At 66.6% G+C, this 23,160-nt stretch carries 19 protein-coding genes; 8 read left to right on the top strand and 11 right to left on the bottom strand.

What is annotated here, in order from left to right; genetic code table 11:
- Positions 1–34: 34 nt before the first annotated feature.
- The gene (locus RH90_RS13590) at positions 35–931 is read right to left on the bottom strand and encodes a LysR family transcriptional regulator (protein WP_010186266.1); all 897 of its coding nucleotides are present in this window, start codon (positions 929–931) and stop codon (positions 35–37) included.
- Positions 932–1,018: 87 nt separating this feature from the next.
- On the opposite strand from RH90_RS13590, the gene RH90_RS13585 reads away from it, so the two are divergent.
- A complete protein-coding gene (locus tag RH90_RS13585; RefSeq protein WP_198283411.1) occupies positions 1,019–1,999 on the top strand; it encodes an alpha/beta hydrolase in 981 nt (326 codons plus the stop codon).
- A gap of 407 nt (positions 2,000–2,406) precedes the next feature.
- Here RH90_RS13585 and RH90_RS13580 read toward each other — a convergent pair whose 3' ends face one another.
- Positions 2,407–2,742, bottom strand: coding sequence for a hypothetical protein (locus RH90_RS13580; RefSeq protein WP_010186264.1), 336 nt, complete (start codon positions 2,740–2,742; stop codon positions 2,407–2,409).
- A 447-nt stretch (positions 2,743–3,189) separates the two neighbouring features.
- Here RH90_RS13580 and RH90_RS13575 point away from each other — a divergent pair, with 447 nt between their 5' ends.
- Positions 3,190–4,287 (top strand): alpha/beta fold hydrolase, encoded by a 1,098-nt coding sequence (locus tag RH90_RS13575; RefSeq protein WP_010186263.1) that lies wholly within the window; start codon positions 3,190–3,192, stop codon positions 4,285–4,287.
- A 75-nt stretch (positions 4,288–4,362) separates the two neighbouring features.
- On the opposite strand, the gene RH90_RS13570 is transcribed toward RH90_RS13575, so the two are convergent.
- Both RH90_RS13570 and RH90_RS13565 read right to left on the bottom strand, forming a co-directional pair.
- Complete coding sequence (locus RH90_RS13570) at positions 4,363–6,465, bottom strand: M3 family metallopeptidase (protein WP_010186262.1); 2,103 nt, start codon at positions 6,463–6,465, stop codon at positions 4,363–4,365.
- A gap of 113 nt (positions 6,466–6,578) precedes the next feature.
- Positions 6,579–7,562, bottom strand: coding sequence for a TauD/TfdA family dioxygenase (locus RH90_RS13565; protein ID WP_029625316.1), 984 nt, complete (start codon positions 7,560–7,562; stop codon positions 6,579–6,581).
- A 53-nt stretch (positions 7,563–7,615) separates the two neighbouring features.
- On the opposite strand from RH90_RS13565, the gene RH90_RS13560 reads away from it, so the two are divergent.
- Positions 7,616–8,578 carry a hypothetical protein gene (locus RH90_RS13560; RefSeq protein WP_010186260.1) on the top strand — a complete coding sequence of 321 codons (963 nt, stop codon included), beginning with the start codon at positions 7,616–7,618 and terminating at the stop codon, positions 8,576–8,578.
- On the opposite strand, the gene RH90_RS13555 is transcribed toward RH90_RS13560, so the two are convergent.
- Entirely contained in the window at positions 8,568–9,851 is a 1,284-nt protein-coding gene (locus RH90_RS13555) for an aspartyl/asparaginyl beta-hydroxylase domain-containing protein (protein ID WP_010186259.1), read from the bottom strand. The two genes, RH90_RS13560 and RH90_RS13555, sit on opposite strands and share 11 nt — an antisense overlap.
- Positions 9,852–9,914: 63 nt before the next feature.
- On the opposite strand from RH90_RS13555, the gene RH90_RS13550 reads away from it, so the two are divergent.
- Positions 9,915–10,976 (top strand): hypothetical protein, encoded by a 1,062-nt coding sequence (locus tag RH90_RS13550; protein WP_010186258.1) that lies wholly within the window; start codon positions 9,915–9,917, stop codon positions 10,974–10,976.
- Positions 10,977–10,980: 4 nt separating this feature from the next.
- Here the strand turns inward: RH90_RS13550 and RH90_RS13545 are convergent, their stop codons facing one another.
- A complete protein-coding gene (locus RH90_RS13545) occupies positions 10,981–11,226 on the bottom strand; it encodes a hypothetical protein (protein WP_010186257.1) in 246 nt (81 codons plus the stop codon).
- A 65-nt stretch (positions 11,227–11,291) separates the two neighbouring features.
- Here RH90_RS13545 and RH90_RS13540 point away from each other — a divergent pair, with 65 nt between their 5' ends.
- Positions 11,292–12,944 carry a tetratricopeptide repeat-containing sulfotransferase family protein gene (locus RH90_RS13540; RefSeq protein WP_198283410.1) on the top strand — a complete coding sequence of 551 codons (1,653 nt, stop codon included), beginning with the start codon at positions 11,292–11,294 and terminating at the stop codon, positions 12,942–12,944.
- A 71-nt stretch (positions 12,945–13,015) separates the two neighbouring features.
- Here RH90_RS13540 and RH90_RS13535 read toward each other — a convergent pair whose 3' ends face one another.
- Positions 13,016–16,102, bottom strand: a complete 3,087-nt coding sequence (locus RH90_RS13535; RefSeq protein WP_010186255.1) for a TonB-dependent receptor domain-containing protein — start codon at positions 16,100–16,102, stop codon at positions 13,016–13,018.
- A 324-nt stretch (positions 16,103–16,426) separates the two neighbouring features.
- Here RH90_RS13535 and RH90_RS13530 point away from each other — a divergent pair, with 324 nt between their 5' ends.
- Positions 16,427–16,870: a hypothetical protein gene (locus RH90_RS13530; RefSeq protein WP_232280356.1), complete on the top strand. Its 444-nt coding sequence runs from the start codon at positions 16,427–16,429 to the stop codon at positions 16,868–16,870.
- A 136-nt stretch (positions 16,871–17,006) separates the two neighbouring features.
- Here the strand turns inward: RH90_RS13530 and RH90_RS13525 are convergent, their stop codons facing one another.
- The 4 genes from RH90_RS13525 to RH90_RS13510 form a co-directional block, all read right to left on the bottom strand.
- Complete coding sequence (locus RH90_RS13525) at positions 17,007–18,656, bottom strand: M20/M25/M40 family metallo-hydrolase (protein ID WP_010186253.1); 1,650 nt, start codon at positions 18,654–18,656, stop codon at positions 17,007–17,009.
- 70 nt (positions 18,657–18,726) lie between these two features.
- Positions 18,727–20,142, bottom strand: coding sequence for a M20/M25/M40 family metallo-hydrolase (locus RH90_RS13520; RefSeq protein WP_010186252.1), 1,416 nt, complete (start codon positions 20,140–20,142; stop codon positions 18,727–18,729).
- 331 nt (positions 20,143–20,473) lie between these two features.
- A complete protein-coding gene (locus RH90_RS13515; RefSeq protein ID WP_010186251.1) occupies positions 20,474–20,683 on the bottom strand; it encodes a hypothetical protein in 210 nt (69 codons plus the stop codon).
- A 100-nt stretch (positions 20,684–20,783) separates the two neighbouring features.
- A complete protein-coding gene (locus RH90_RS13510; protein ID WP_010186250.1) occupies positions 20,784–21,893 on the bottom strand; it encodes an aldo/keto reductase in 1,110 nt (369 codons plus the stop codon).
- A 98-nt stretch (positions 21,894–21,991) separates the two neighbouring features.
- Between RH90_RS13510 and RH90_RS13505 the strand changes: the two genes are divergently transcribed.
- Positions 21,992–22,918: a LysR family transcriptional regulator gene (locus RH90_RS13505; protein ID WP_010186249.1), complete on the top strand. Its 927-nt coding sequence runs from the start codon at positions 21,992–21,994 to the stop codon at positions 22,916–22,918.
- 10 nt (positions 22,919–22,928) lie between these two features.
- Positions 22,929–23,087: a hypothetical protein gene (locus tag RH90_RS23500; protein WP_157134593.1), complete on the top strand. Its 159-nt coding sequence runs from the start codon at positions 22,929–22,931 to the stop codon at positions 23,085–23,087.
- Positions 23,088–23,160 lie beyond the last annotated feature (73 nt).

Below are 23,160 nucleotides of genomic sequence, written 5' to 3'. Positions count from 1 at the left end.
CCGCCCCGGCCGGAAGCCGACCTTCGTCATCAGATTACGGTGGCAGGATTTCCTGCATGACCGAGATCATCGCCCGCAAAGCCGCGGGCACGCGGCGGCCGCTGGAATAATAAAGCAGCAGGCCAGGAACTGCAGGGCACCACTCCGGCAAGATCGATATCAGCGCGCCGCGTTCCAGAAACGGTTTCGCCACGCTTTCGAGCAAATAGGCGACCCCCAGGCCGTCCGCCGCGGCCTCCGCCATCAGCAGCGGACTGTCGAGGATCAGCCGTCCATCGGGTTCGATGCTGAGCGATCGGTCGTCGCGGGCGAAATCCCAGCGGTAGAGGCGTCCGCTCGGCAACCGCGTGCGGATGCAGGCATGATCGCGCAGATCGTCCGGGTGTTCGGGCCTGCCATGTGTGGCGAGATAATCGGGCGATGCGACCGCGACGAAGCGCGCCTCTCCGCCGAACTTCACCCCGACCATATCGCGCGGCACGATGCTGCCGAGCCGGATGCCGGCATCGAACCCCTCGCGGACGATATCGACCAGCCGACCGTCGCTGACCAGGTCGACGCTGACCTCCGGAAAGCGCTGGAGCAGCACCGGTACGACGGATCGCAGGATCGGGCGAATGGCTGGCTCGGCTGCGTTGATCCGCACCGTTCCAGACGGCGTCTTGCGCAATGTCGCAACATCTTCCAGCGTGTCTTCGAGCTCTCCCAGGATCGGCCGCAGGCGGTCGAGCAAGTGCTGCCCCGCTTCGGTCAGCGCGACGCTGCGTGTCGTGCGATGAAACAGCCGCACGCCAAGATCGGTTTCCAGCCCCTTGATGCCATGGCTGAGCGAGGATCGCGACACCGACAGCGCATCCGCCGCACGGCGGAAGCTGGCGCTTTCCGCGACCGCGACGAAGGACCGGAGATCGCCGAAGCTGGGGCTGGTCATTGGTGACATTCCTTCATCACGTCATACCGATAATAGCGCATTATTAGAACGGTCGCGCGGTCCATATAAGGGGGCAGGAGCACCCCGATGACTGGAACTGACATGGACACGCTACATCTCGTTGACCCCTCGGCGCGCGGTCTGGCCGAGGCGTTCGCGGCGTTCGATCCGAGCCGGCAGCCAATCGATGAATATCGTCGAGATCTCCTGGCGGCCTTCGGACAAGCCTCTGCCGCCGATGCGCCGACCTATGAAGCGCGCACCATTCCCGGCTTGGCAGGCGAACCGGATGTCCGCCTGCTCATCCATCGCCCGTCCGGCCCGACCGGTCCGACGCCGGCAGTGTTTTTTCTCCACGCCAGCGGTTTCATCGCCGGCAATCCCGAGATGTCGGCGAACGCGAACGCCGCGCTCGCGCAGGAACTGGGCGCCGTTGTCGTCGCGGGCGCCTACCGGCTGGCACCCGAGAATATCTATCCGAGCGCTCTGCACGACGCTTATGCGGGGCTGCGCTGGCTGTTCGCCAATGCCGCGGCGTTGAACGTCGATCCGACCCGGATCGTCATCATGGGCGAGAGCGCGGGCGGCGGGCTTGCGGCCGCCCTCGCGCTGCTGGTGCGCGATCGCGCGGAGTTCGCCGTTCGCGCGCAGGTGCTGATCTACCCGATGCTCGATCCGCGCACCGGTACCGCGAGCGCCCCGGCCACGAACCCGGCGACCGGCGAATTCGTCTGGACCGAGCGGCACAATCGGTTCGCCTGGGACGCGCTGCGCGGACATTCGGACGCGAGCGCCGATCCCGCTACGTTCGGCCCGGCGCTCGCACACGACGTATCCGGCCTGCCCCCGACGTTCATCGCGGTCGGCGCGCTCGATCTCTTTCTCGAAGAAGATGTCGCTTACGCCTTGGCATTGTCGCGCGCTTCGGTGCCGACCGAGCTGCACGTCTATCCCGGCGGCGTTCACGGCTTCGACGCGGTACCGGGGCCGCTGCAGACGCACTATCGTCGGGACCTGCTCGCGGCCTTCGCGCGCCTGCTCGCCCCGGACACCGGAGACGCCGCGTGACGGACGGCTCAATTTCGTAGGGGGTCGCTCGCCCCCCAAACGGCACCCCGATCGTCCGCGCGCTTGAGACATACGCAGACGACGCTTTCGACCGGTCTCTTCGCGCTGAATGGCAGGGCCCCTTTCCTCACCGCGAAGAAGCCGCGTCCCTACCTGTCGCTGCCGATACCGAGCTTACCTCCCCCTGCCGGTAATCGGCGGCAGCGCCGGTAATGAACGCCGGTTACGGCATGCGGTCGCCATTAATGCGCGGGGACCTGCTTCAGCCAAAACGTTTGTCACGTCGCGAACCTGCCCCCTCGGTGATGCGGCTGTCCCCGCCACGCCGAGCATCGGCTAGGCAGCGCGCCGGCATATTTGCCGGAAACGATCAGTAGCGGCGGCCTCATCTTCAGGTTGTCCGGCAGCTAGAGGCTGCAGCGCCTCGGTGGAACGAGCGATCCCGTCGTGGCGCCCTGCGTCCCGAGGATCTGGCAAGCCTTTCGTTGCACGTAGCGTTCGTGCCCGGGGCTGAGCCTGCCCCCGTCCTGTTTGATCCAGGCGCTTACTTCAGTTCGCAGCGCGATCGCCCGCTTGAGCTTGTCCGCCCGCATGGTTGGCGTCTCCGCAATACCGCTCCTACCCGCCACGCCCGACTGAAAAGTGCTGGAGTTCGGCGCGTTCATGCCGATGCCAGCGACCGTCGTCTGGGCCGAAGCCGAGACCGCCGTCAACGCTATCGCAAGCCCGATCAAAGTCTTCATGGTTTGATACCTTCCGACACGACCAGCATGACCGTTTGTGCCGCTTTATAGTCAGCCGGACATCAATTACTTGCAAGAAGAATCATCAGCTTTCCATCTGATAACCACCTTCGCAACGGCAAAGGTGGCGGTCGACGACCATCGTGCCTGTGATGTCTGCGTAACGGTCTCGTCGGCCGTCGCATGATCGTGCGATACGCCCGTGCTGACCATGCCACCTCTTGCGTCCACGCGCAGCGTTTCTCTTCGAGGCGGTCTGTACTCTGGGGCTTTTGTTCCGCGGACCCTTGCATCGGTGAAAGTGCCGCCACGATCGATCCAGAACTGCCATGGTTCCATCCTTCCGTCTCCCACTTCCGCGGGGCCGATCAAGCCAAGGATATCTTCGATCGCACCGACGACGCGAAGCCGCTTGGCGCATCACCCGATCTGGCGCAGACTGGCGCGATGCTGACACCCCTGCTTCTGCTCCTGGCCCAAGCGTCCGCGCCGCAAACCCCGCCCCTGGCCGCCGCGACCGCGCCCGCAGCCGCCCCGACGAAATGGCCGGCGCGCGATGCCGAGGTCACCTTGCGCGACTTCCGCTTTCGATCGGGCGAGATGCTGCCGCACTTGCGCATCAACTACACCTCGCTCGGGAAACCGCATCGCAACGCCAGCGGCGAGATCGACAATGCGGTGATGATCCTCCACGGCACCGGCGGCACCGGCCGACAGTTCCTCAGCCCGCAATTCGCCGACGAGCTCTACGGCCCGGGCCAGCCGCTCGACATAACGCGCTACTGGATCATCCTCCCCGATGGTATCGGCCACGGCAAATCGTCCAAGCCCTCCGACGGGCTGCACATGCGCTTCCCCGCCTATGATTATGACGACATGGTGGAGGCGCAGTATCGGCTGCTGCACGATGCGCTCGGCATCAAACGCATGCGGCTGATCATGGGCACGTCGATGGGCTGCATGCACAGCCTGGTGTGGGGAGAGACGCATCCCGATTTCGCCCGCGCGCTGATGCCGCTCGCGTGCGAGCCGGTCGAGATCGCGGGGCTCAACCGCATGTGGCGCGAACTTGCGGTGGAGGGGATCAAGGCGGACCCGGCCTGGGCCGCCGGCGAATATCGGGCACCACCCGTGCAGGGCTTGCGCACTGCTGCAAGCCTGTTGTTTGTCGCGGGCGCTGCCCCGCTGTATTTCCAGGCGCAGTATCCGCGGCGCGAGACGGCGGAAGCCTTTGCGCGCGAGCGGGTGGCGACTTCGATCGCGGCGATCGACGCGAACGACCTGATCTATCAGATCAACGCGTCGCGCAGCTATGCGCCGTGGTCACGATTGGAGGCGATCACCGCGCCGACCAGCTGGATCAACTCCGCCGACGACTTCATCAACCCGCGCAACCTCGACTATCCGCGGCAGGCCGTCGCCCGGATGCATGACGCGCGCTTCCGGCTGATTGCGGAAACGGCCGAAACGCGTGGCCACGGCACGCACACCGCGGCGCGCTTCTGGAAATCGGACCTGATCGACCTGCTCAACCGATCCGAGTAGCGGGACAGAGGCGATACGCCCCACATCCGCACACTCGCCGTTGGTTCACACTCGCGTCCGTCCCGCAAATCACCGTCACTTCGACGGTGGCGCCAACCCGCGATCCTGCAACATCGGGCCGATATCGGGGTCCTTGCCGTAAAAGCTGCGGAAGATCGTGTCGTAATCCTGCGCGTGCCCGCGCGACAGGACGAGCGCGCGGAAGCGATCGCCGTTCGCGCGCGTCAGCCCGCCATGCGCGGTGAACCACGCAAAAGCGTCGTTCTCGAGCATCTGCGTCCATAGATAGCCGTAATAGCCCGCCGCATACCCGCCCGACCAGATATGCTGGAAATAGCTGCTGCGATAGCGCGGCGGCACGTGCGCCACGTCGAGCCCGGTCTTCGCCAATGCGGTCGCCTCGAACGCGTCGACGTCCTGCTTCGGAGCAGAGGCGGGCAAGGCGTGCCATTGCATGTCCAGCTCGGCCGCGGCGACGAGTTCGCCCAACGCATAGCCCTGGTTGAACTTGGCCGCCTGCTTGATCTTGGCGACCAGCACCGGCGGCATCGGCGCGCCGGTCTTGTAGTGGACCGCGTAATTGGCGAACACCTTGGGATCGAGCGCCCAATGCTCGTTGAACTGCGACGGAAACTCGACGAAATCGCGCGCCGAGGCGCCGAGCGATGGGTACGCCAGCTGCGCGAAGAAACCATGCAGCGCATGGCCGAATTCGTGAAACATCGTCGTCACGTCGTCGAAGCTGATCAGCGCCGGCTGGCCCGGCGCGGGCTTGGGCAAATTGGCGACATTGTAGATCACCGGGGTCGTGCCCAGCAGGCCGGATTGGTTGACGAAGCTGCTGTTCCAGGCGCCACCCTGCTTGTTGTCGCGCTTGAAATAATCGCAATACCAGAGCGCCAGATGCTTGCCGTCACGGTCGAACACTTCGAACACGCGGACGTCCGGATTGTAGACCGGGATGTCGTGGCGTTCCTTGAAGGTCAGCCCGTAGAGCTGGTTGGCGGCGAAGAACACGCCCTTCTGGAGCACCGTGTCGAGCTCGAAATAGGGCTTTACTGCATTTTCATCGAGGTCGAACTTGGCCTTGCGAACCTGCTCGGCGTAATGATTCCAGTCCCATGGCTTGACGGTGAAATCGCCGCCCTGCTGCTTGATCACCGCATCGATTTCCGCCGCCTCGCGGTGCTGCTGCGCGGCGGTCGCGGGGATGAGCTTGGCCATGAACGCCTCGGCGGTCTGCGGCGTCTTGGCCATCTGGTCCGCGAGCACGTAGCTCGCCCAATCAGCGAAGCCGAGCAGCGACGCCTTTTGCGCGCGCAGCTGCGCAATCGTTGCGGCGATGTCGCGCGTGTCGTTGGCGTCGCCCTTCTCGCTGCGCGTCCAGCCGCGCTCGAACAGATCCTCGCGCACCGCGCGATCGGACAGCGACTGGAGCGCCGGCTGCTGCGTGGTATTCTGGAGCGGTATCACCCATTTGCCGTCGAGCCCGCGTGCCTTGGCCGCCTGCGCTGCCGCGGCGATCGCGCCTTCGCCGATACCGTCGAGCTGCTTGGGATCGTCGACCACCAGCGCGCCCGCTTTGGTGCCGATCAGCAATTTCTGCACGAATGCGGTCTGCAGCGTCGACAGCTGCGCGTTCAGATCGCGCAATTTCGCCTTGTCGGCATCCGAGAGTTGCGCGCCCGCGCGCACGAAGCGTTGATGCGTGATCGTCAGCGCCTGCAGCTGATCAGGATCGAGACCGAGCCGCGCGCGGTTCTGGTACAGGGTGTGCACGCGCGCGAAGAGCTTCGGGTCGAGATAGATCGCGTCGGTATGCGCGGCGAGCTTGGTCGCCTCGGCCTTCTGCACAGCCTGGCGCGTCGGATTGGTGTCGGCCTGATTGACCGCGCCGAAGGCCGCCGACACCCGCCGCAGCATCGCGCCCGAGCGTTCCATCGCCGCGATCGTGTTGTCGAAGGTCGGCGCTGCGGGCGTGTCGGCGATCGAGCGCATCTCCGCGATCTGCTCGGCCATGCCCTGATCGAAGCCCGGCTGATAGTCCGCGTCGGCGATGCGATCGAAGGGCGGCGCCTCGAACGGCAGACTGCTGGGCTTGGCGAAGGGGTTGTCCGCCGCCCGCGCCGCGGTGGAGGACAGGATCGTGCAGGTCAGCAAGAAGACGAGGCGCTTCATCCTTAACTCCAATCATGCGAGCTTCGCCAACTTACCCCTGGCGTACATTTTCTAGCGGTGTGGCGGCGCGTTGCACAAGCATGCCGCGCTGTTTTCCGGCTGTACGGCGCACGTCAGCCCGGCAGCTTCGCTCGCGGGTGGTCGGGGCGCAGCGGCGGCTCGAAATCGATGCGTCGCCAGATCGCCGTCGCGGGTTCCTCGGGATCGGGAATCGCGAATTCGAGATAGCCGAAATAGGTGAGGATCACGCGTTCGGCGGTATCGACGATCGCGGTCCGCCCGTGGAGAAAGCGCGTATTGTCGAGCATCAGCAGGTCGCCCGGATCCCATTCGATCTCCGCGCTGAGACGATCGCCGGTCGCCTTGATCGCCTGCAGCCATGCATCCGGCACCGCGTGGCCGTCATCGAGCACCGGATGATCGGCACGACCGAGATTGAAGCGCGAAAAGAGCAGAAAGTTGCCGAACGCCGGCGCAGCGCTGAACATCGGCGTGTGGAGCGCCGGCCGACTGAACACGCGGAGGATTCCGGCATCGGGATAGCGCCGGAGATAATAGGGGCAGTCCGGCGGTGGCGATGCGAGTTGCGCATCGCTCGGTTCGGGCGTGCCGAGCCAGAAATCGAGCAGCGCCGGCCATGTCGGCTTGATATAGAGCAGGCGTCGGCCCGCAAGCGCCCGTCTTATCGGCTCCGGCATCTCGCGCGCCAGCGCGACGCCATCGCAAATCGTCGTGCGCCCGCCCGATCGCGGCGCGACCAGGCAACCGAAAAAGGCGATATCGGGTTTCCACGGCTCGCGGGACAGTTCGGGGTGCAAGGCGAATGCGCCATTCCCGCCATCTACCGTGAAGACGTTCGCCGCCGCATCGACCGCTTGCCGCCCGGGGCTCTCGTTGACCACCGAGGTCGCGCAAAACCGTTTCGCGAACGCGCCGAAGCGCTCGACATCGACGCCGAAGCCGCGAAACAGCAGCGCGCCATGCGCCTTGTAGAGTTCGATAAGCTGCGCTTTGTCGAGCTCGAGGATCGACGTTTCGACCGTCGCTTCGATCACGACGTACGGTTGGTGGAGAGCGGGCAAATGGACAGCGGGCATGACTCGACGGGGATAGCCGTCAACGCCCCGTCGCGCTACACCGAAGCGTGGCTTTGACCTTCGACGATCTCTTCGGCTCGCCCGACCATCTCCTCCAGGCTTTCGAGCACGACCAGGCAGTGTTCATGCCGATGGATCGCGCCGCCTATCACCGCTCGATCTTTCTCGATCACCGGATTTCCCCGGCGGCCACGCAGCGGATGCTGCTGCCACTCACAGATGTGATCCCGCGCGTGCCCGCGGCTGCGCCGACGGCGTGGATCTTCCATATGGCGCATTGCGGATCGACCTTGCTGGCGCGCGCGCTCGATGACCCTGGCGCCAGCCTCGTGCTGCGAGAGCCGCTGGCGCTGCGACAGACCGCGATCCAGCGCGACCCTGCTCGACTCCCGCTGGTGCTGGCGATGCTGGCGAAACGCTATCGGGCCGACGCGCCGACGCTGGTGAAGGCCAATGTGCCGGTCAATTTCCTGCTGCCGCAGCTCGCCGTGGCGCAGCCCGAGATGCGGGCGACCCTGCTCTATCTGCCACTGCGCGCCTATCTGCTGGCGATCCTGCGCGACGAGAACCATCGTGGCTGGCTGCGCCATGTAACGACGCAGCTGGCGCCGTATGTCGGCGACTGGTCGGCGCTCAACGACGCCGAGCGCGGTGCCGCCTTATGGCTGACGCAGGTCGAGGCCTTCACCGCGGCGCTGTCGGCACTGCCCAACGCGCGAACGCTCGATGCCGAAACGCTGTTCGATGCGCCGTTGCCGAGCTTGCAGGCAGCGGCCGCGCATCTGGGACTGCCGCTTGCGCCGCAGGCCCTCGAAACGGTCGTCGCCGGCCCGCTCTTCTCGACCTATTCGAAGAACCCGAGCGTTGCGTTCGACAATGCCGCGCGGCGCGACCGCGCCGCACAGGTCGCCGCCGCGATCGCGCCCGAGCTCGACGCGGCGCAGGCCTGGATCGAGCGCAGGGCGTCGACCGCGACGCCCGACGCCGCGCTGGCGGCCGCCGCGCTCAGTCGCTGACGCCGATCGCGGAGTGTCCCGCGTCTGCGGCAACCGCATAGAAGCGGCGCAGCACGTCGCGTTCGGTCGCGGTGATATAGGGGTTCCACACGTCGAAGATCAGGATCGCGCGCAGCTGATCCGAGCGGTTCCACGCTTCATGCTCGATCGTGTCGTCGAACACCCACGCCTCGCCCGCGCGCCAGTCGCGTGTCTCCCCGCCGACGCGGAAGCTGCACCCCGGCGGCACGATCAGCGGCAGATGGACGATCGAACGGACGTTGCTCACCCCCGTATGCGCGGGCAGATGCGCGCCCGGCTGGAGCAGCGAGAAGAATACCGTCGGCGTCCGTCCCGGCAGATCCGACAAGGGGAGCGCTGCGATGGCTTGCGCGGTGCGCGGCGCGCGCGCGCACGCTGCATCGTCGCGCGCGCCGTCCTTCCACAGGTGCAGCGCGCCCCATTGCAACGAATGGTCGAGCGCCGACCATTTGTTCGGCGGTGTGCCCGGCGGCATCGCGACATAAGGACGGATCGCCGCCGCATCCTCGGCCAGGATCGCCTCGAGCTCGGCGCGGATCAGGTCGGTCTTGGCTTCGATTTCGGCGAGCCAGGGGAAATGATCGCGCGCGAAATATTCCTCCGCGGGCAAGAAGGGGAAGTGCATGCCGGCACAGACGTTCGCGTAGATCGCGCGCCGCCCGAGCGCATGGTCGATGCACGCATCGGCACGGCGACGCTCCCCCGCCGGGATCGCGTCGCGCACCGCGGCAAGGCCGCGATCGATCGTCGCCCCGAACGCCGCGCGCTGCCCCGCCACGAAAGCGCGCGCATGGTCGAACATCAGTTCGAGCGCGGGGCTGCGCTCCTCGATCGACGGCTCCATCGCGAGCACGTTGCCCCAGCGGTCGGCAGCGTTGGCGACGTCGCCCTGGCGCTCGAGCAGTTCGGCCATCCGCACCAGCGCCATGAAGTGGCGCTGGTCGATCGCCAGCGCGCCCTCGAGCGCCGCCGCCTCGCCGGGATCGTCACGCTGTTCGCGGCGTGCGCGCGCAAGGTTCATCCACAATTCGGGCGCGCCCGGATCGGCGGCGATCGCGCGCTCGAAATAGCCGGCTGCCTCGCTTGGCCTGGCCAGCGCCAGCGCGTGCATGCCCAACGCATTCAGCGCCAGCGGATGCTCGCCGGCGTTCGCGAGCACCTCGTGGAACAGGCCTGCCGCAACCTCGGCCCGGCCTGCGCGCCGCTCCTGCACCGCCGACTGGAGCAATCGCTGAATCTGGGGATCATCCATGCCAACTGCATATCGGCGTGCAACCGACTAGACAACGCACGCACCGCTGCACAAACAGGCGCAATGACGCCGACCCCCTTGTCGAGCGGCCCATCGGGCACGCCGAGATCGATCGCGGATGTCGCGCGCGATCCCGCCTGGCTCGCGCATCGCTACGATCCCGGTCACGACGCGGTGCATTTCCTCCCGCTGCCGCGCGCCGACCATCGCCGCGCGACCTTCCTGACCGACGCCTATCTGCCCGCCGGGCTGACCCCGCTCGTCGTGCGCCGCGCCGATGCGATCGCCGCCGCCCCGCCGACCGCGCCGCTCCACTTCCTCTTCCATTCGGCCTTTTGCTGCTCGACGCTGCTCGCCCGCGCGCTCGATCATCCCGGCTGGGCGATGGGGCTGAAGGAGCCGGTGATCCTTAACGACATCATCGGCTGGCGTCGCCGCGGCGGGAAAGGACCCGACATGGCGGGGGTGCTCGACGATGTATTGACGCTGCTGGCACGCCCGTTCGCGCCGGGCGAGGCGGTATTCGTCAAGCCGTCGACCGCGGTCAACGCGCTGGCCCCTGCCCTGCTGACGCTGCGCGGCGATGCCTGCGCGGTGCTGCTCTATGCGCCGCTGCGCACCTATCTCGGCTCGATCGCGCGCAAGGGATTGGACGGACGGTTGTGGGTGCGCACGTTGCTGATCGGGATGCTCGACGACGGGCTGGTCGACCTCGGCTTCGCGCCGCGCGACTATCTCGGCCTGACCGATCTGCAGATCGCCGCGGTCGGATGGCTCGCGCAACAGCATCTGTTCGCGCGGCTGGTCGATCAGTTCGGCGCGACGCGGGTGCGGACGCTCGACAGCGCGACGCTGATGGCGGATCCGTCCGCAGCACTGACGCGCCTTGCCACGCTGACCAGGCACCCGCTCGCCGCCGAGACGCTGGACGCGATCGCACAGGGGCCCGCCTTCACGACCCATTCGAAATCGGGCGCGGCGTTCACGCCGGACGATCGCGCCGCCGAGCTTGCGCGCGGCGACACCCTCCATGCCGACGAGATCGAAAAGGTTGCGATATGGGCCGAATCGATCGCCGCGCTCCGGGCCATCGCGATGGCCCCCCCCGCTCCGCTCGTCGGCTAGCCGATCAGCATTTTCCGCCGACGCCGCCATTGGCACAGGCATCGAAGCCCGTGCCGCTCGCGCGGAGCTGGGCGCGTTCGTCATCCCATTCGCGCCGCGTCTTGCAGATCTTCTTGCTGCCGACCAGCGAGCCGGTGATCGGGAACTGCTTGCACACCGGCTTGTCGGGCGCGCTCGCAGCGGGCTTGGTGGTGCTGGACGGCGGGGTCTGCGGATCGGCCGCGGCCAGCGACAACAGGAGCAGGATCATCACGACCTCCCAGCATAACAATTATGGCGATGTGCCTGCGTAACGATAAGGATTATGGCGGAGCAATGTCAAAGCGAAACATCCCGCAGCGCCGCCCGACGACCCCGCCACGATCGCAAAGATCGCAGGTCGATCAAGCGCTTGCGGCGGGCGACGTAGCGCAGGCCGCGCAGTTGGCGGAGCGCGAACTCGCGGCCGGGCGGCCGGACCCGTTGGTGCTCAATCTCGCCGCATGGCGTAAGGAGGAAGCGGGCGAATTCGCCGCGGCGCACGCCCTGCTCGCCCGCGCGCTGGCGATCAGCCCCGGCGACGTGGCGATCCTCGGCTCGATCGGCGCGGTGCTGCGCAAGCAGGGGTTTCTCGGCGAAGCGCTCACCGTGCTCGACCAGGTGGTCGCCGCCGAACCGCGCCATGCTGCGGCGTGGCTCGAGCGCGGCTATGTGCTCGACGCGCAACGCGACGATGCCGCGGCGACCGCCAGCTACGCGCGCGCGCTCGCGATCGACCCGACGCTGTCGCCCGCGCTCGGCAAGCTGAGCGATGCAGCGGCGCGGCGCGGCGACGCCGACGCCGCGCAAGGCTTTGCGCAACAAGCATTGGCGCTAAACCCGCACGAGCCATCGGCGGTTTTTGCGCTGGCGTTGCTCGCGGTCGAGGCGCGCGATGGTGCTCGCGCGGAAGCGCTGTTGCGCCCGCTGCTCGAGACCCGCCTCGCGCTCGACGATCGGACACGCTCGCTCACCCTGCTTGGCGACGCGCTCGACCGGCTCGATCGTCCGAGCGACGCATTCGCCGCGTATCGGGCAGCAAAAGCCACGTTCCGCGACGCGTATCGCACGCTGCTCGCGCCGACGGCGGAGCGCCCGTCGCATCGCGCCTTTATCGACGCGATCCGCGCACAGGTCGCCGCCACCGGACCGGTCGCGGCGCTGCCGCCCGCCGAGCCAGTCGCGGGGGCCGCCGCGACCCATGTCTTCCTGCTCGGCTATCCGCGCTCGGGCACGACGTTGATCGAGAATGTGCTGGCGAGCGCACCCGACGTCGTCGCGCTCGAGGAACGCGACACGCTGGTCGACATCGACGCCGCGCTGCTCGCCAACGACGGCGCGATGCCCGATCTCGATGCGCTCGATTCCACGCTGCTGCACGATCTGCGCACCCGCTACTGGAGGCGCGTTGCGGCGCTCGCCGGGGCCCCGGTCGCCGGCAAGGTGCTGGTCGACATGAATCCGTTCAACGGAATCAAGCTGCCGATCCTCGCACGGCTGTTCCCGACGGCGCGCTTCGTCGTGATGCGGCGCGATCCGCGCGACGTCGTGCTGAGCTGCTTCCGCGTCAATTTCACGCCCGGCGCAGGCGCCTGGGCGTTCAGCGACCTCGAGGAAACGGCGCTGCATTACGATTCGCTGATGCGGCTCACGGACCTGACGCGCGAGATGCTGCCGATCGCGACGCATGACGTGCGGTACGATCAACTGGTCGGCGACTTCGCGCCGACCGTCCGCGCGCTGGCCGCGTTCATCGGCCTTGCCTGGACCGACGATTTTACACGCTTTGCCAGCACCGCGAGGACGCGCGGCGTTCGCACCGCCAGCGAGACGCAGGTCCGCAAGGGGCTCTACAATGGCGGCGGCCAATGGCGGCGCTACGCCGACCAGCTCGCCCCGGTGCTGCCGATCCTCGCGCCATGGGTCGAGCGCTTCGGCAGCGGCGGCTAGACGCTGCCTGCACCGAAAGAGGGGCGAGCCTTTCGGCCCGCCCCCCCCGGTCTCTTCACGTCGCGTGCGGGTCAGAACCTGACGCTGGCACCCACTGCGAAGCGACGGCCCAGCGCGTCGTAGGTCGACGGATAGGTGTTGCCGCTGTTGAACGAGGTCGAACCGACCGTGCCACCGACGATCGGCGGATCGCGGTCGAACAGGTTCATCACGGTGAAGGTCAGGTCGAAATGATCGCCGATCGCGAAGCGCGTTGTCAGATCGAAATAATCGTACGACGGGATCTTGCCGAAATTGACGGCCGTACCCGCCAGCGCGCCCGTGGCGATCGTGCCGGTGAAGGTCGTGACGCCAGGCTCGACACGCATCGAGCTGATGTGCCGCCAGTTCACCGAGAAATCGACGCGGTTGACGGTCAGCGTCGTGCGCTGGTTCCAGGTGATCTGCGGCTGAAGCGATCCGGCGGTCGACGACGGACCCGCCGAAGCCGGCGAACCGCAATTCTGGCCGTAATAGCCGACGCAGTTCAGGACGTCCGATCCGGGCTTCGCCTGGAACCGCGAACGCGCCGTCCAGTTGCCGTTGAAGCTCAGGTCCAGCTTGGCGAAGCCAAGGTTGCGGCGATAGTTGGCACTGAGGTCGATACCATCGGTCAACACCTTGCCGTCGTTGCTCGGAATGATGTTGAGGCCCTGGGTGGTTGCGGGATCGCCGTCGAGCGCGCCCGTTGCTGGATTGCGGCGGATCACGGTGCAGTTCACATCGGCGGCGCTGGCGGACGTGATGCCCGCCCCCACCCTGTTACCGAAGCAGAGATTGTATGCGCCGCCGGCGGTCAGCTGCGAAATCGCGTCGCGGATCGAGATGTTGTAATAGTCGACCGAGATCGACAGGCCGGGGACATAGTCCGGCTGGAACACGATACCCAGCGTGTACGAGTCCGACTTTTCCGGCCGCAAGGTGATGTTGCCCCCGCTGGTGAAGTTGGCCTGCGCCGCCGTCGGGGTCTGGATGCTGCCGATCGAGGATACCGGAGCGCCCTGTGCCAGGCAGACCGCGCGCAGATTGGCGTTCGTCGTCGGCGCAGCCCCGGCGCACGCATCGTACGACAGGTTGGTCAGGCCGGTCGTGACCGGCGCGAACAGCTCGTTGATGTTCGGGGCGCGGACCGCACGCTGATAGCTACCGCGAATCCGGATGCCATGCACCGGCTCCCACGTCGCGCCGCCCTTGTAGGTCAGCGTATCGTACCCGCGCGAAGCCGCCGAATCGACCTTGTACGCCGAGTAACGCAAACCGCCTTCGAGCGTCAGGCTCTTGAAGAAGGGCTTGTCGGCGACGAGCGGGACGTTCAATTCGCCATAGCCCTCGGTCACGTGATATCCGCCCGAGAAGGTCGGCGCGGCACCACCTGCGCCACCCAGTTCGCCCGGCGTCTGCGCGAGCGTGTCGGACGACTGCGATGCGGTATATTTGCGATATTCGGTGCCGAGCGCGAAGCCGATCGGGCTGTCGGCGAGCGGCGAGCTCACGCCGATGTCGCCGGTCAGCAGCGCGCGCGCCTGCGCGAGCGAGGTGAGATTCGACGACGTGCTGTTCGCGGTCAGATAGGACACCTGACCCGGCGTGATCGATCCTTCGGGGCCGAACAGGTTGATCGGAACGCAGCCGCTCCCTGCGGTGATGCTCGCGGCACCATTGGGGCCGTTGGGAAGGCAGGTCGTGGTGTTGGTGGCGAACGCCGCCGCACGAAGGCGCGAGGTCAGCACGTAGTTCTGGATCGCCTGGACATTCTCCGACTCGCCGTACGACCCGTTGATGTCGAGCTTGATCGAGTCGGTGATGCCGATCTTCACGCCCGCGCGATAATCGAACAGCGTCGTGGTGTAATCGGACAGACGCGGGCCGACTTCGGTGGTGCGGCGGTTGGTCGCGACGGTGAAGTAGCGGAAGTTCGGATCGGTCGTTGCCGTCGCGGTCGCCGCGGCGGCGCACTGAGCCGCGGTCAGCTGCGCGACCTGCGCGCCGGCCGCGGTGAAGGTCGGGTTGTTGTCGCAGAAGGTCTGCCGTGCCGCCGCCGGGAGGTACGGGTTCGAGAACGGGATCGCGAGCGACGAACCGAAGCTGCCCGACGGCGCGATGATCGTGCTCACCTTGTTCTTCGAGAACATGCCGCGCGTATAGACTTCGACATGATCCGAGATGTCATACCGCGCCGCGCCGTAGATGTTGTAGCGCTGGAACGGCGTCTGGAAGATGTTGTACGGGTTGAAGTTGAACGGCACGACCGGCGACTGGAGTGCGCCCGTGGTCGGGTTGATCTGGCGATTGCCCGATACGCGCGCAGCCCCCGTGCCGAGCCCGGCGACCGAAAAGCGCGTCGGTACCGTCGTGCCCGAACCGCCGGCGGCGCCACTCGTCGAGGTATAGTTGTTGACCGCGATGTTGCGTGCGCCCTGGTAGACGGGGTCAGAATGCTGATAGCCGACCGACAGCACCGCATTGCCGCGGCTGTCGTCGAAATTGGCGCCGATCGTCAGATCGGCGCGATAGGTGTGGCCATCGCCGCGCTCGGTGATCTGGTTCGACACCGTCGCCTCGACGCCAGAGAAGTCCTGACGCGTGATGAAGTTGATGACGCCCGACACCGCGTCGGCACCGTAAGTGGTGGCCGCGCCACCGGTCACCGTCTCGACGCGCTGGACGAGTGCGAGCGGGATATTGTTGAGATCGACGCGACCGACGGTGTTCGACGGGGTGATGCGGTTGCCGTCGAGCAGCACGACGTTGCGGAAGTTGCCGAGGCCGCGAAGATCGGCATAGGAGGCGCCGCCATTGCCGTTATTGACCGCCGAGCCGATGCTCGCGACGGCACCCGGCAGATCGCGCAGGACCTGCTCCGCCGTATTGGTCTGGCGCAGCGCGAGTTCGTTCGAACCGATGACCGCGACCGGTGTCGAGCTGACGAGGTTCGGGTTCCGGATAAGGGTTCCGGTAACGACGATGTCGGAGCCGCTCGTTTCGGCGGGGGCTGGTTGCGCCGTTGTATCGGCCGGCGGCGTGGCGGGTGCCGTCTGCGCATAGGCCGACGTCGACCCAAGCGCCGCGCTGGCAAAAAGGGTAGAACCAAGCAGAATGGACCGCGTTCTCGATTTCATAAAACCCCCATTTCGGCCGTTATGGCCGCCGTTCGTCAGGTCCGACTGGTGCCGGCCGTTATGCAAAAGGTATGGCATTCCGAGGTGGGGCCGCAACGGTCAAATATAGTGACATGACAATATCGTTTCGCATGTGACGTTTTAGATACATATCGTGTGGGAGCGCCCGAATTGCCGAGCGGTCAGGACGGCGTATAACGACCATAACGACCATCGGAGCACAGGTGAGCAATGCCCAAACGCGTCATAGGATCGGTTCTGTGTGTTGCCCTTCTGCCGCTACCCGCGACGGGCCAAACCGTTGAAAATCGAGGCGACCAATTGGTGACGGCGGTCGCCGCCTGCCGCACGGAACCGCGCGCGGAGCAATTGGCGTGTTACGACCGGACCGCTGCGGCCCTTGTTGCGGCGCGCGATCACCGCGAGATCAGGATTGTCGATCGCGAGACCGTTCAGCGCGCCAAACGTTCGCTGTTCGGGTTCTCGTTGCCGCATCTCAATCTGTTCGGGACCGGCAAGGAAGACCCGCGCGCCGAATCCGACACCGATGTCCGCGAGATCACCAGTACCGTGACCTCGGCCCGGCAAGCCGGCTACGGATTATGGGCATTCAGCCTTGCCGAGGGCGGGGATTGGCAGTCGATCAGCGATCGCTCTGCCTTCGAACCCCGCAAGGGTGACTCGGTTACGATCAAGGCAGGGATGCTGGGCCATTACATCGCAAAGATCGGCACAGGCCGCGCGGTCGATGTGAAACGCATCCGCTGATTGCGCAGATCACCGCGGCAGTCGCTACGCGGCGCAGATCGCTGTGCACAAGGGAAGACGCGTTGCCGCGGCGTTCGACGCGCGCGGACCGCGGTCGACAGCGGATTGCGGCGTTTGCGTAGATCCCGGGGGCGGGCTATTTGCGTGCCGCCGCGCTCTGGTCGCGGATCGCCTTGAATTCGGAAGTCGCCTTCCAGCTCGGCCAGGTCGAAGCATTCGCCACCTCGCGACCGATCGTCAGCATCAGGTCGATATCCTGCTTGGCGCCGGCAAGATTCCAGTCGGGCGACCAGGCGTCGCACGCCTGGTGATAGCATTTGCCCGTATAGGCATCGATCCACGCCTGCCCCGCCGCGGCCCCGCCTTGCTCCAAGTCGGAGGCGCCGGCGATCCCCATCTGCAGCAGCACCGGAACGCCGCGCTTCGCCAGGCTGAAATGATCGGCGCGGTAGAACAGCCCGCGCTCGGGCAAACCCTCGGGGGTCACCCGGCGCCCCTGCGTCGCGGCGACGCGCGCCATGTCGTCCTGCAGGCTGTCCTGCCCGACGCCGACCAGGATCGCATCCTTCGCCTTGCCCGCGGTCTGCAGAATGTCGATCGTCAGGTTGGCCGCGGTCTTCTCGAGCGGATAGACGGGATGCGTCGCGTAATATTCGGACCCGAGCAGCCCGCGCTCCTCGGCGGTCCACAGCGCGAAGGCGATCGTGCGGCGCGGCGCGGGCTCGGCCTTGAGGATCCGCGCGATCTCGAGCAGCGCCGCGACGCCGAGCGCATCGTCATTGGCGCCACGCCGGATCGTCTGGCCCTCCGCATCGGGTGCACCGACGCCATACGCGTCCCAATGCGCGCCGAACATAACCGTCTGGTCGCGCGCGACCGTGCCCGGAATGCGCGCGAGCACATTGTGGCTTTCGACGATCTTATGCTCGACGGCGATCGCGGCGGAGAAGCTTGCACCCTTCAGCGCCACCGGGGTGAAGCGCTTTTGCCGCGCGGCCGCACGCAGCGCCGAAAGATCGAGCCCGGCGCTCTTGAACAAGGCGGTGGCGGCGTCACCCTGGAGCCAGCCCTGCAGCCGCAGGCTGGTGATCGCGTCCGGCGCCCGCGCGATGTCGTACGCTTCGCCCTGGCCGGAGACCACGACATTCCAGCCATAGCCTGCGCCGGCGGTATCGTGGACGATCAGCGCGCCGATCGCGCCACGCCGCGCCAGTTCCTCGAACTTGTAGGTCCAGCGTCCGTAATAGGTCATCGTCCGGCCACCGAACTTGCCGAACGCATCGTCGCCCTGCACGGCCTCGAAATCGGGATCGTTGACCAGCACGACGGCGACCTTGCCGTGGAGATCGACGCCCTTGAAATCGTCCCAGCCGCGTTCGGGCGCGCTGACGCCGTACCCGACGAAGACGAGCGGGGCCGCGTCGATCACCGCCCGGTCCTTGGGTTGCAGCGACCAGACATAGGCTTGTTCGCCCCGCGTCCAGCGTTGCTCCTGCCCGCCGACCGCCACGCCGAAGCGCGTGGTGTCGCCGAGCTTGGTCCGCAGCAGGGGGACGGTCTGCGTCCATGTCCCGTCTGCAGCACCGGGCTCGAGCCCGAGTGCCGCGAAACGCTTGACGAGATAGGCGATCGTCGCCGCCTCGCCCGGTCCGCCCGGCGCGCGGCCCTGGAACGCGTCCGACGACAGGTCCTGCACGCTCTTGGTGATCACGACGGTATCGACGCCTTGCGCCAGTGCCGGCGTCGCGGAAGCGAGCAGCGCGAGGATCGAAAGCGTCTTCAACATAGCAATGCCCCCAGCTGCCGGGACCGATCGCCCCGGCGAGTATCACGATCGTTCGATGTATCGGCGTCGGTCAGCCCGCATAGGCCTTGATCAGGTCGAACAGATAGTCGCGGCCCGAATAGACCGCCTTGACGATCGCGCGCTCGTTGAGACCGTGCGTGCCATTCCCGTCGGGGTCGCCATAGGTGCCCGGCGGGCCGTAGACCGGAATGCCGATCGCCTCGAGGAAAATGCCGTCGGTCGCGCCGGTCGACATCATCGGGCTCAGCGGCACGCCGGGGTAATATTTTGCGAGCAGTGCCTTTGCCGGACCGATGATCTTCGGGTCGAGCGGCACCGGCTTGGCGACCGGCCCGCGACTGTCGGTCTGCTTCACCGTAAGCGCGGGATCGGCGGCGACCTTCGCGAGCTGGTCGCGCACTGCATCGGGCGAAACGCCTGGGAAGATGCGGCAATTGATGTTGGCGCCGGCGCGCTGCGGCAGCGCATTGTTGGCATGGCCGCCGTCGAGCAGCGTCGCGACGCACGTCGTACGCAGCATCGAGTGATAGCTCTTGTCGGTATCGACCAGCGCGAGCGCGGCGGTATCGGCCGGGTTGGCGGCGAGCGCGATCATCGCGCGCCCCATCGCATCGCCGCGCGCGGCGCCGGCATTGCGGAAATACGCCTTGGTCGTGTCGGTCATCATCACGGGGAAATCATAGCCGCGCAGCCGGACCAGGGCGTCGGACAGCTGGTAGATCGCGTTTTCCTTGACCGGTGCAGAGCTATGGCCGCCCGGATTGGTCGCCTCGATCCGGTAATTGATCGCGGTCTTCTCGCCGACGTGGAGCGTCGAGATGACGAGCTTGCCATGCCCGTCGCTGCGCCCGCCGCCGCCCTCGTTGAGCGCGAATTCGGCGGCGATGAGATCGGGCTTGTTCGCCGCGAGCCAGGAGGCGCCGTTGAACGCCCAGCTCGTCTCCTCGCCACAGGTCAGCGCGAGCTTGATCGTCCGCTTGGGGCGATACCCCTGCTGCTTGAAGCGGAGCAGGCTGTCGACCCAGATCGCGTCGAGCGCCTTCATGTCGGCGGTGCCGCGGCCGTAGAAATAGCCGTTTTCCTCGATCAGCGTGTATGGGTCGCGCACCCAATCCTCGCGCTTGGCCACGACCACGTCGATATGGCCGAGCAGCAACATCGGCTTCACCGTCTTCGAGCTGCCCGGATAGACGATGACGAGCCCGCCCTCCTTGGGGTGATCGGGGACCGAGAAAGGCGTGATCTGCGCGTCGGTAAACCCTGCCGCCCTGAAACGTTCGGCGACCTTGCCGGCAAGCGCGGTGCAGCTGCCCGTCGTGATGCTGGTGTCGGTCTCGACCATTTCCTTGTAGAGCGCACGGAACGCCTGCTGGTCCGGCCGCAGCGTTTGCGCCGCGCCGGGTTGCGCCGCGAACAGGCTCGTCAGAGTCGCCAGACCGATGGCGACCGTTGCGGCATTCTTCATGTGACTTCCCCCGTCCTTGGCATCTCTCGCCACCACTATGGCAGCCTCGACGCGATCGGGAAGCCACCGCGGAAGGATCTTTCTGCGAGGGCTGAATTTTTTGCGCGGCCAATGCAGTCGCCGCTCCCTCCGCGAAAGAGCGCAATCGATAAGCTCGCCTCCGCATGCAGGCCGATCTCCGCCTCGGTGAGCACAAAGACCAACATGCGCCAATATGGCAGCGGGGAACGACGCCAAGGGGGTGCGATACTGCCACTCGCGCTCGTGACCTGCTCTGCGGCGATCGACTTCGAGCGAGCGCAGCCCTGGACGGCGCTGTGCAGCGATGCGATCAAGGCGGCGTCGGCAGCGCGGGCATCGGCACCGAGGCTGGGATCGCGCTGGTCACGGGCGGATTGGGATAATATTGCGTGCCGAGTTGCACGTTCATCGCCGCCGCGGTGCCGCTGATCAGCGCGATCAGTTTGAGCGATTCATCCAGGCCGGAGGCGATGCCGCCGCCGGTCAACCGGTTGCGATCGACGACGGTGCGCGCGATCACTTGAGCCGAGCTTTCGCTGGGGCGACATTCGAAGCGTGACTGCGGTTCTGCGGGGGGGGCGGGAACATGGCTCGCAGCTCGACGCCGCCCTCCCCTTCCCTCAGACCAAAGCCGGCGCCCACGGCTCGATCTCCTGACCGCCGAAAATACGCGAACGCGGCAGATCGAATATGAAGTACGGATTGAGCATCGGTGGCGCGCCTGCGGCATCCAGGCGCGCCTGCTGCTCGGCGCTGAAGACGATGTCGAGCGCGGCGATGTTTTCCTTCAGCTGTTCAGGTCGGCTCGCCCCCACCAGGACGGACGAGACGCCACCGCGCGCCGCGACCCAGGCCAGCGCGACCTGCGCCATCGGACGACCGATTTCAGCCGCAACCGAGCGCACCGCGTCCACCACCGTAAAATTCTGTTCGGTGAACAGCATGCCACCAAAGGGATTGTCGCCATTCAGGCGGCCGTCGCTCCCGTTGACCGCGGCCACGCCGGCACGGTTGGGCAGGCTTCCCGCGGGACCGGCCTCGGCGATCTTCTCGCGGCCGTATTTGCCGGTCAGCATGCCGGCCGCCAATGGGCTCCAGGCGACGAGGCCCAGCCCGAGCGCCTGCCCGGCAGGCATCACGTCCAGTTCGACGCCGCGATCGATCAGCGAATAGGAATATTGCAGGCCGATCGGCTCGGGCAGACCATGCGCGCGGGCAAGCGTCGCGATCTGCGCGGCGTACCACGCCGGCGCATTGGAGAAGCCGTAATACAGAATGTCACCACGCCGGACCGCGTCGGTCAGCGCGCGGAGCACTTCCTCGGGCGGTGTCGTTCGGTCCCAGACGTGCGTCCAGTACATGTCGATGAAATCGGTGCCGATCCGGCGCAACGATCCTTCGATCCCGTCGCGGATATTGCGCGCCGAATTGCCGCCAGCGAGCGGCGTCCCGTCGGTCCGCGGGAAGCCCGATTTGGTCGCGATCACCATCCGGTCGCGGTTTCCCCGTTCGGCGACAAAGCGGCCGAGCATCGCCTCGCTCTCCCCGCCGGAATAGACGTCGGCGGTATCGGCGAAATTGCCGCCGGCCTCGATATAGGCGTCGAAGATCGCGCGTGACGTCGCTTCGTCAGCGCCCCACCGCCCAGCGCCGAAGGTCATCGTGCCGAGGGCAAGCGGGCTGACGGTCAAGCCGGAGCGTCCGAGCGTCCGATAGGTGGCGAGGGTCATTGCTGTTGCTCCTTGAAAGGTCTGCCCCCGGAGATAAACCTTGTTCGCCGCCGGATTAGCCCTCATCTGCGACAAGGGCTTGTGAAGGAAATGCAGCAATGAAGCGTGGCGACCTCGACGATCTGGTTGCCTACGCGGCGGTCGCACGTGCGCGAAGCTTCACCCGTGCGGCGGCCGAACTCGGTCTCTCGCCCTCGGCGCTCAGTCACGCGATGCGCAGCCTCGAAGCGCGATTGGGGGTCCGCCTCCTCGCGCGCACGACACGCAGCGTTGCGCCGACCGCGGCCGGCGAGCGCCTGCTGCGCTCGCTCGACCCGGCGCTGGCGGAGGTTGCGCGCGGATTGTCGGCGCTGGCCGACTGGCGCGGTGTCCCATCGGGCGCCATCCGGCTGACGACGTTCGGCTATGCCGCGCGCACGATATTGGCGCCGACTTTGCCACGTTTCCTGCGCGAGCATCCCGACATATCGGTCGAGGTGATCGTCGAGGATCGGCTGGTCGATCTCGTGGCGGGCGGCTTCGACGCGGGGATCCGGCTGGGCGAGACGGTCGATCTCGACATGGTGGCGGTGCCGGTAGGCCCTTCGCTGCGCACACTCGTGGTCGGCACGCCGGGCTATTTCGAGGGCCGCCCCCGGCCCGCGTCCCCCGCCGATCTGGAGGGGCACAATTGCATCAACTACCGGCTGCTCGGCGGGGGTGGCCTGCTTCCCTGGGAATTCGAGCGCGACGGGCGTGACATCAAGTTTCGCCCGGGCGGACAGCTTATCGTGAACGACGAGCATCTGGCGGCCGCCGCGGTCCGAGCGGGCGCGGGGCTGGGGTATATGTTGGATCACGATGTCGCGGCGGAGATCGCCGATGGCCGGCTGATCCAAGTTCTCGAATCCTGGTGCCCCGCCTTCCCCGGCTGCCACCTCTATTACCCCAGCCGACAGGTCACGCCGGCATTGCGCGTGTTGATCGATCGGCTCCGCTGGACTTCCGTTAGCGAAGAGGCCGCCGCCGTCGCTGTCGGCGCGTAGGCGGACGCATGTGATCCAGCGGCGGCATCACACCGCTCTGTCTGGGTCGCGAAAGCCGACCTTCGACGGCCCGCCGGTGATCATCGGCTCGAGCACAATCCGCGTTTATCGCCGCGACAGCACGCTGCTCGACACGATCGACACTGCGGCGAACATCGTCACCACCTGAGGCGCAGCCCGGAGCGCTCGGCGGCGCCAATACCGAGATCGACAAGATCGGCAACCGCGTGCCGAGCCTGGCG

It is taken from the genome of Sphingomonas sp. PAMC 26605 (assembly GCF_000241485.1).
Taxonomy (GTDB): Bacteria; Pseudomonadota; Alphaproteobacteria; order Sphingomonadales; family Sphingomonadaceae; genus Sphingomonas.
This window is presented reverse-complemented; position numbering and strand designations above follow the sequence as displayed.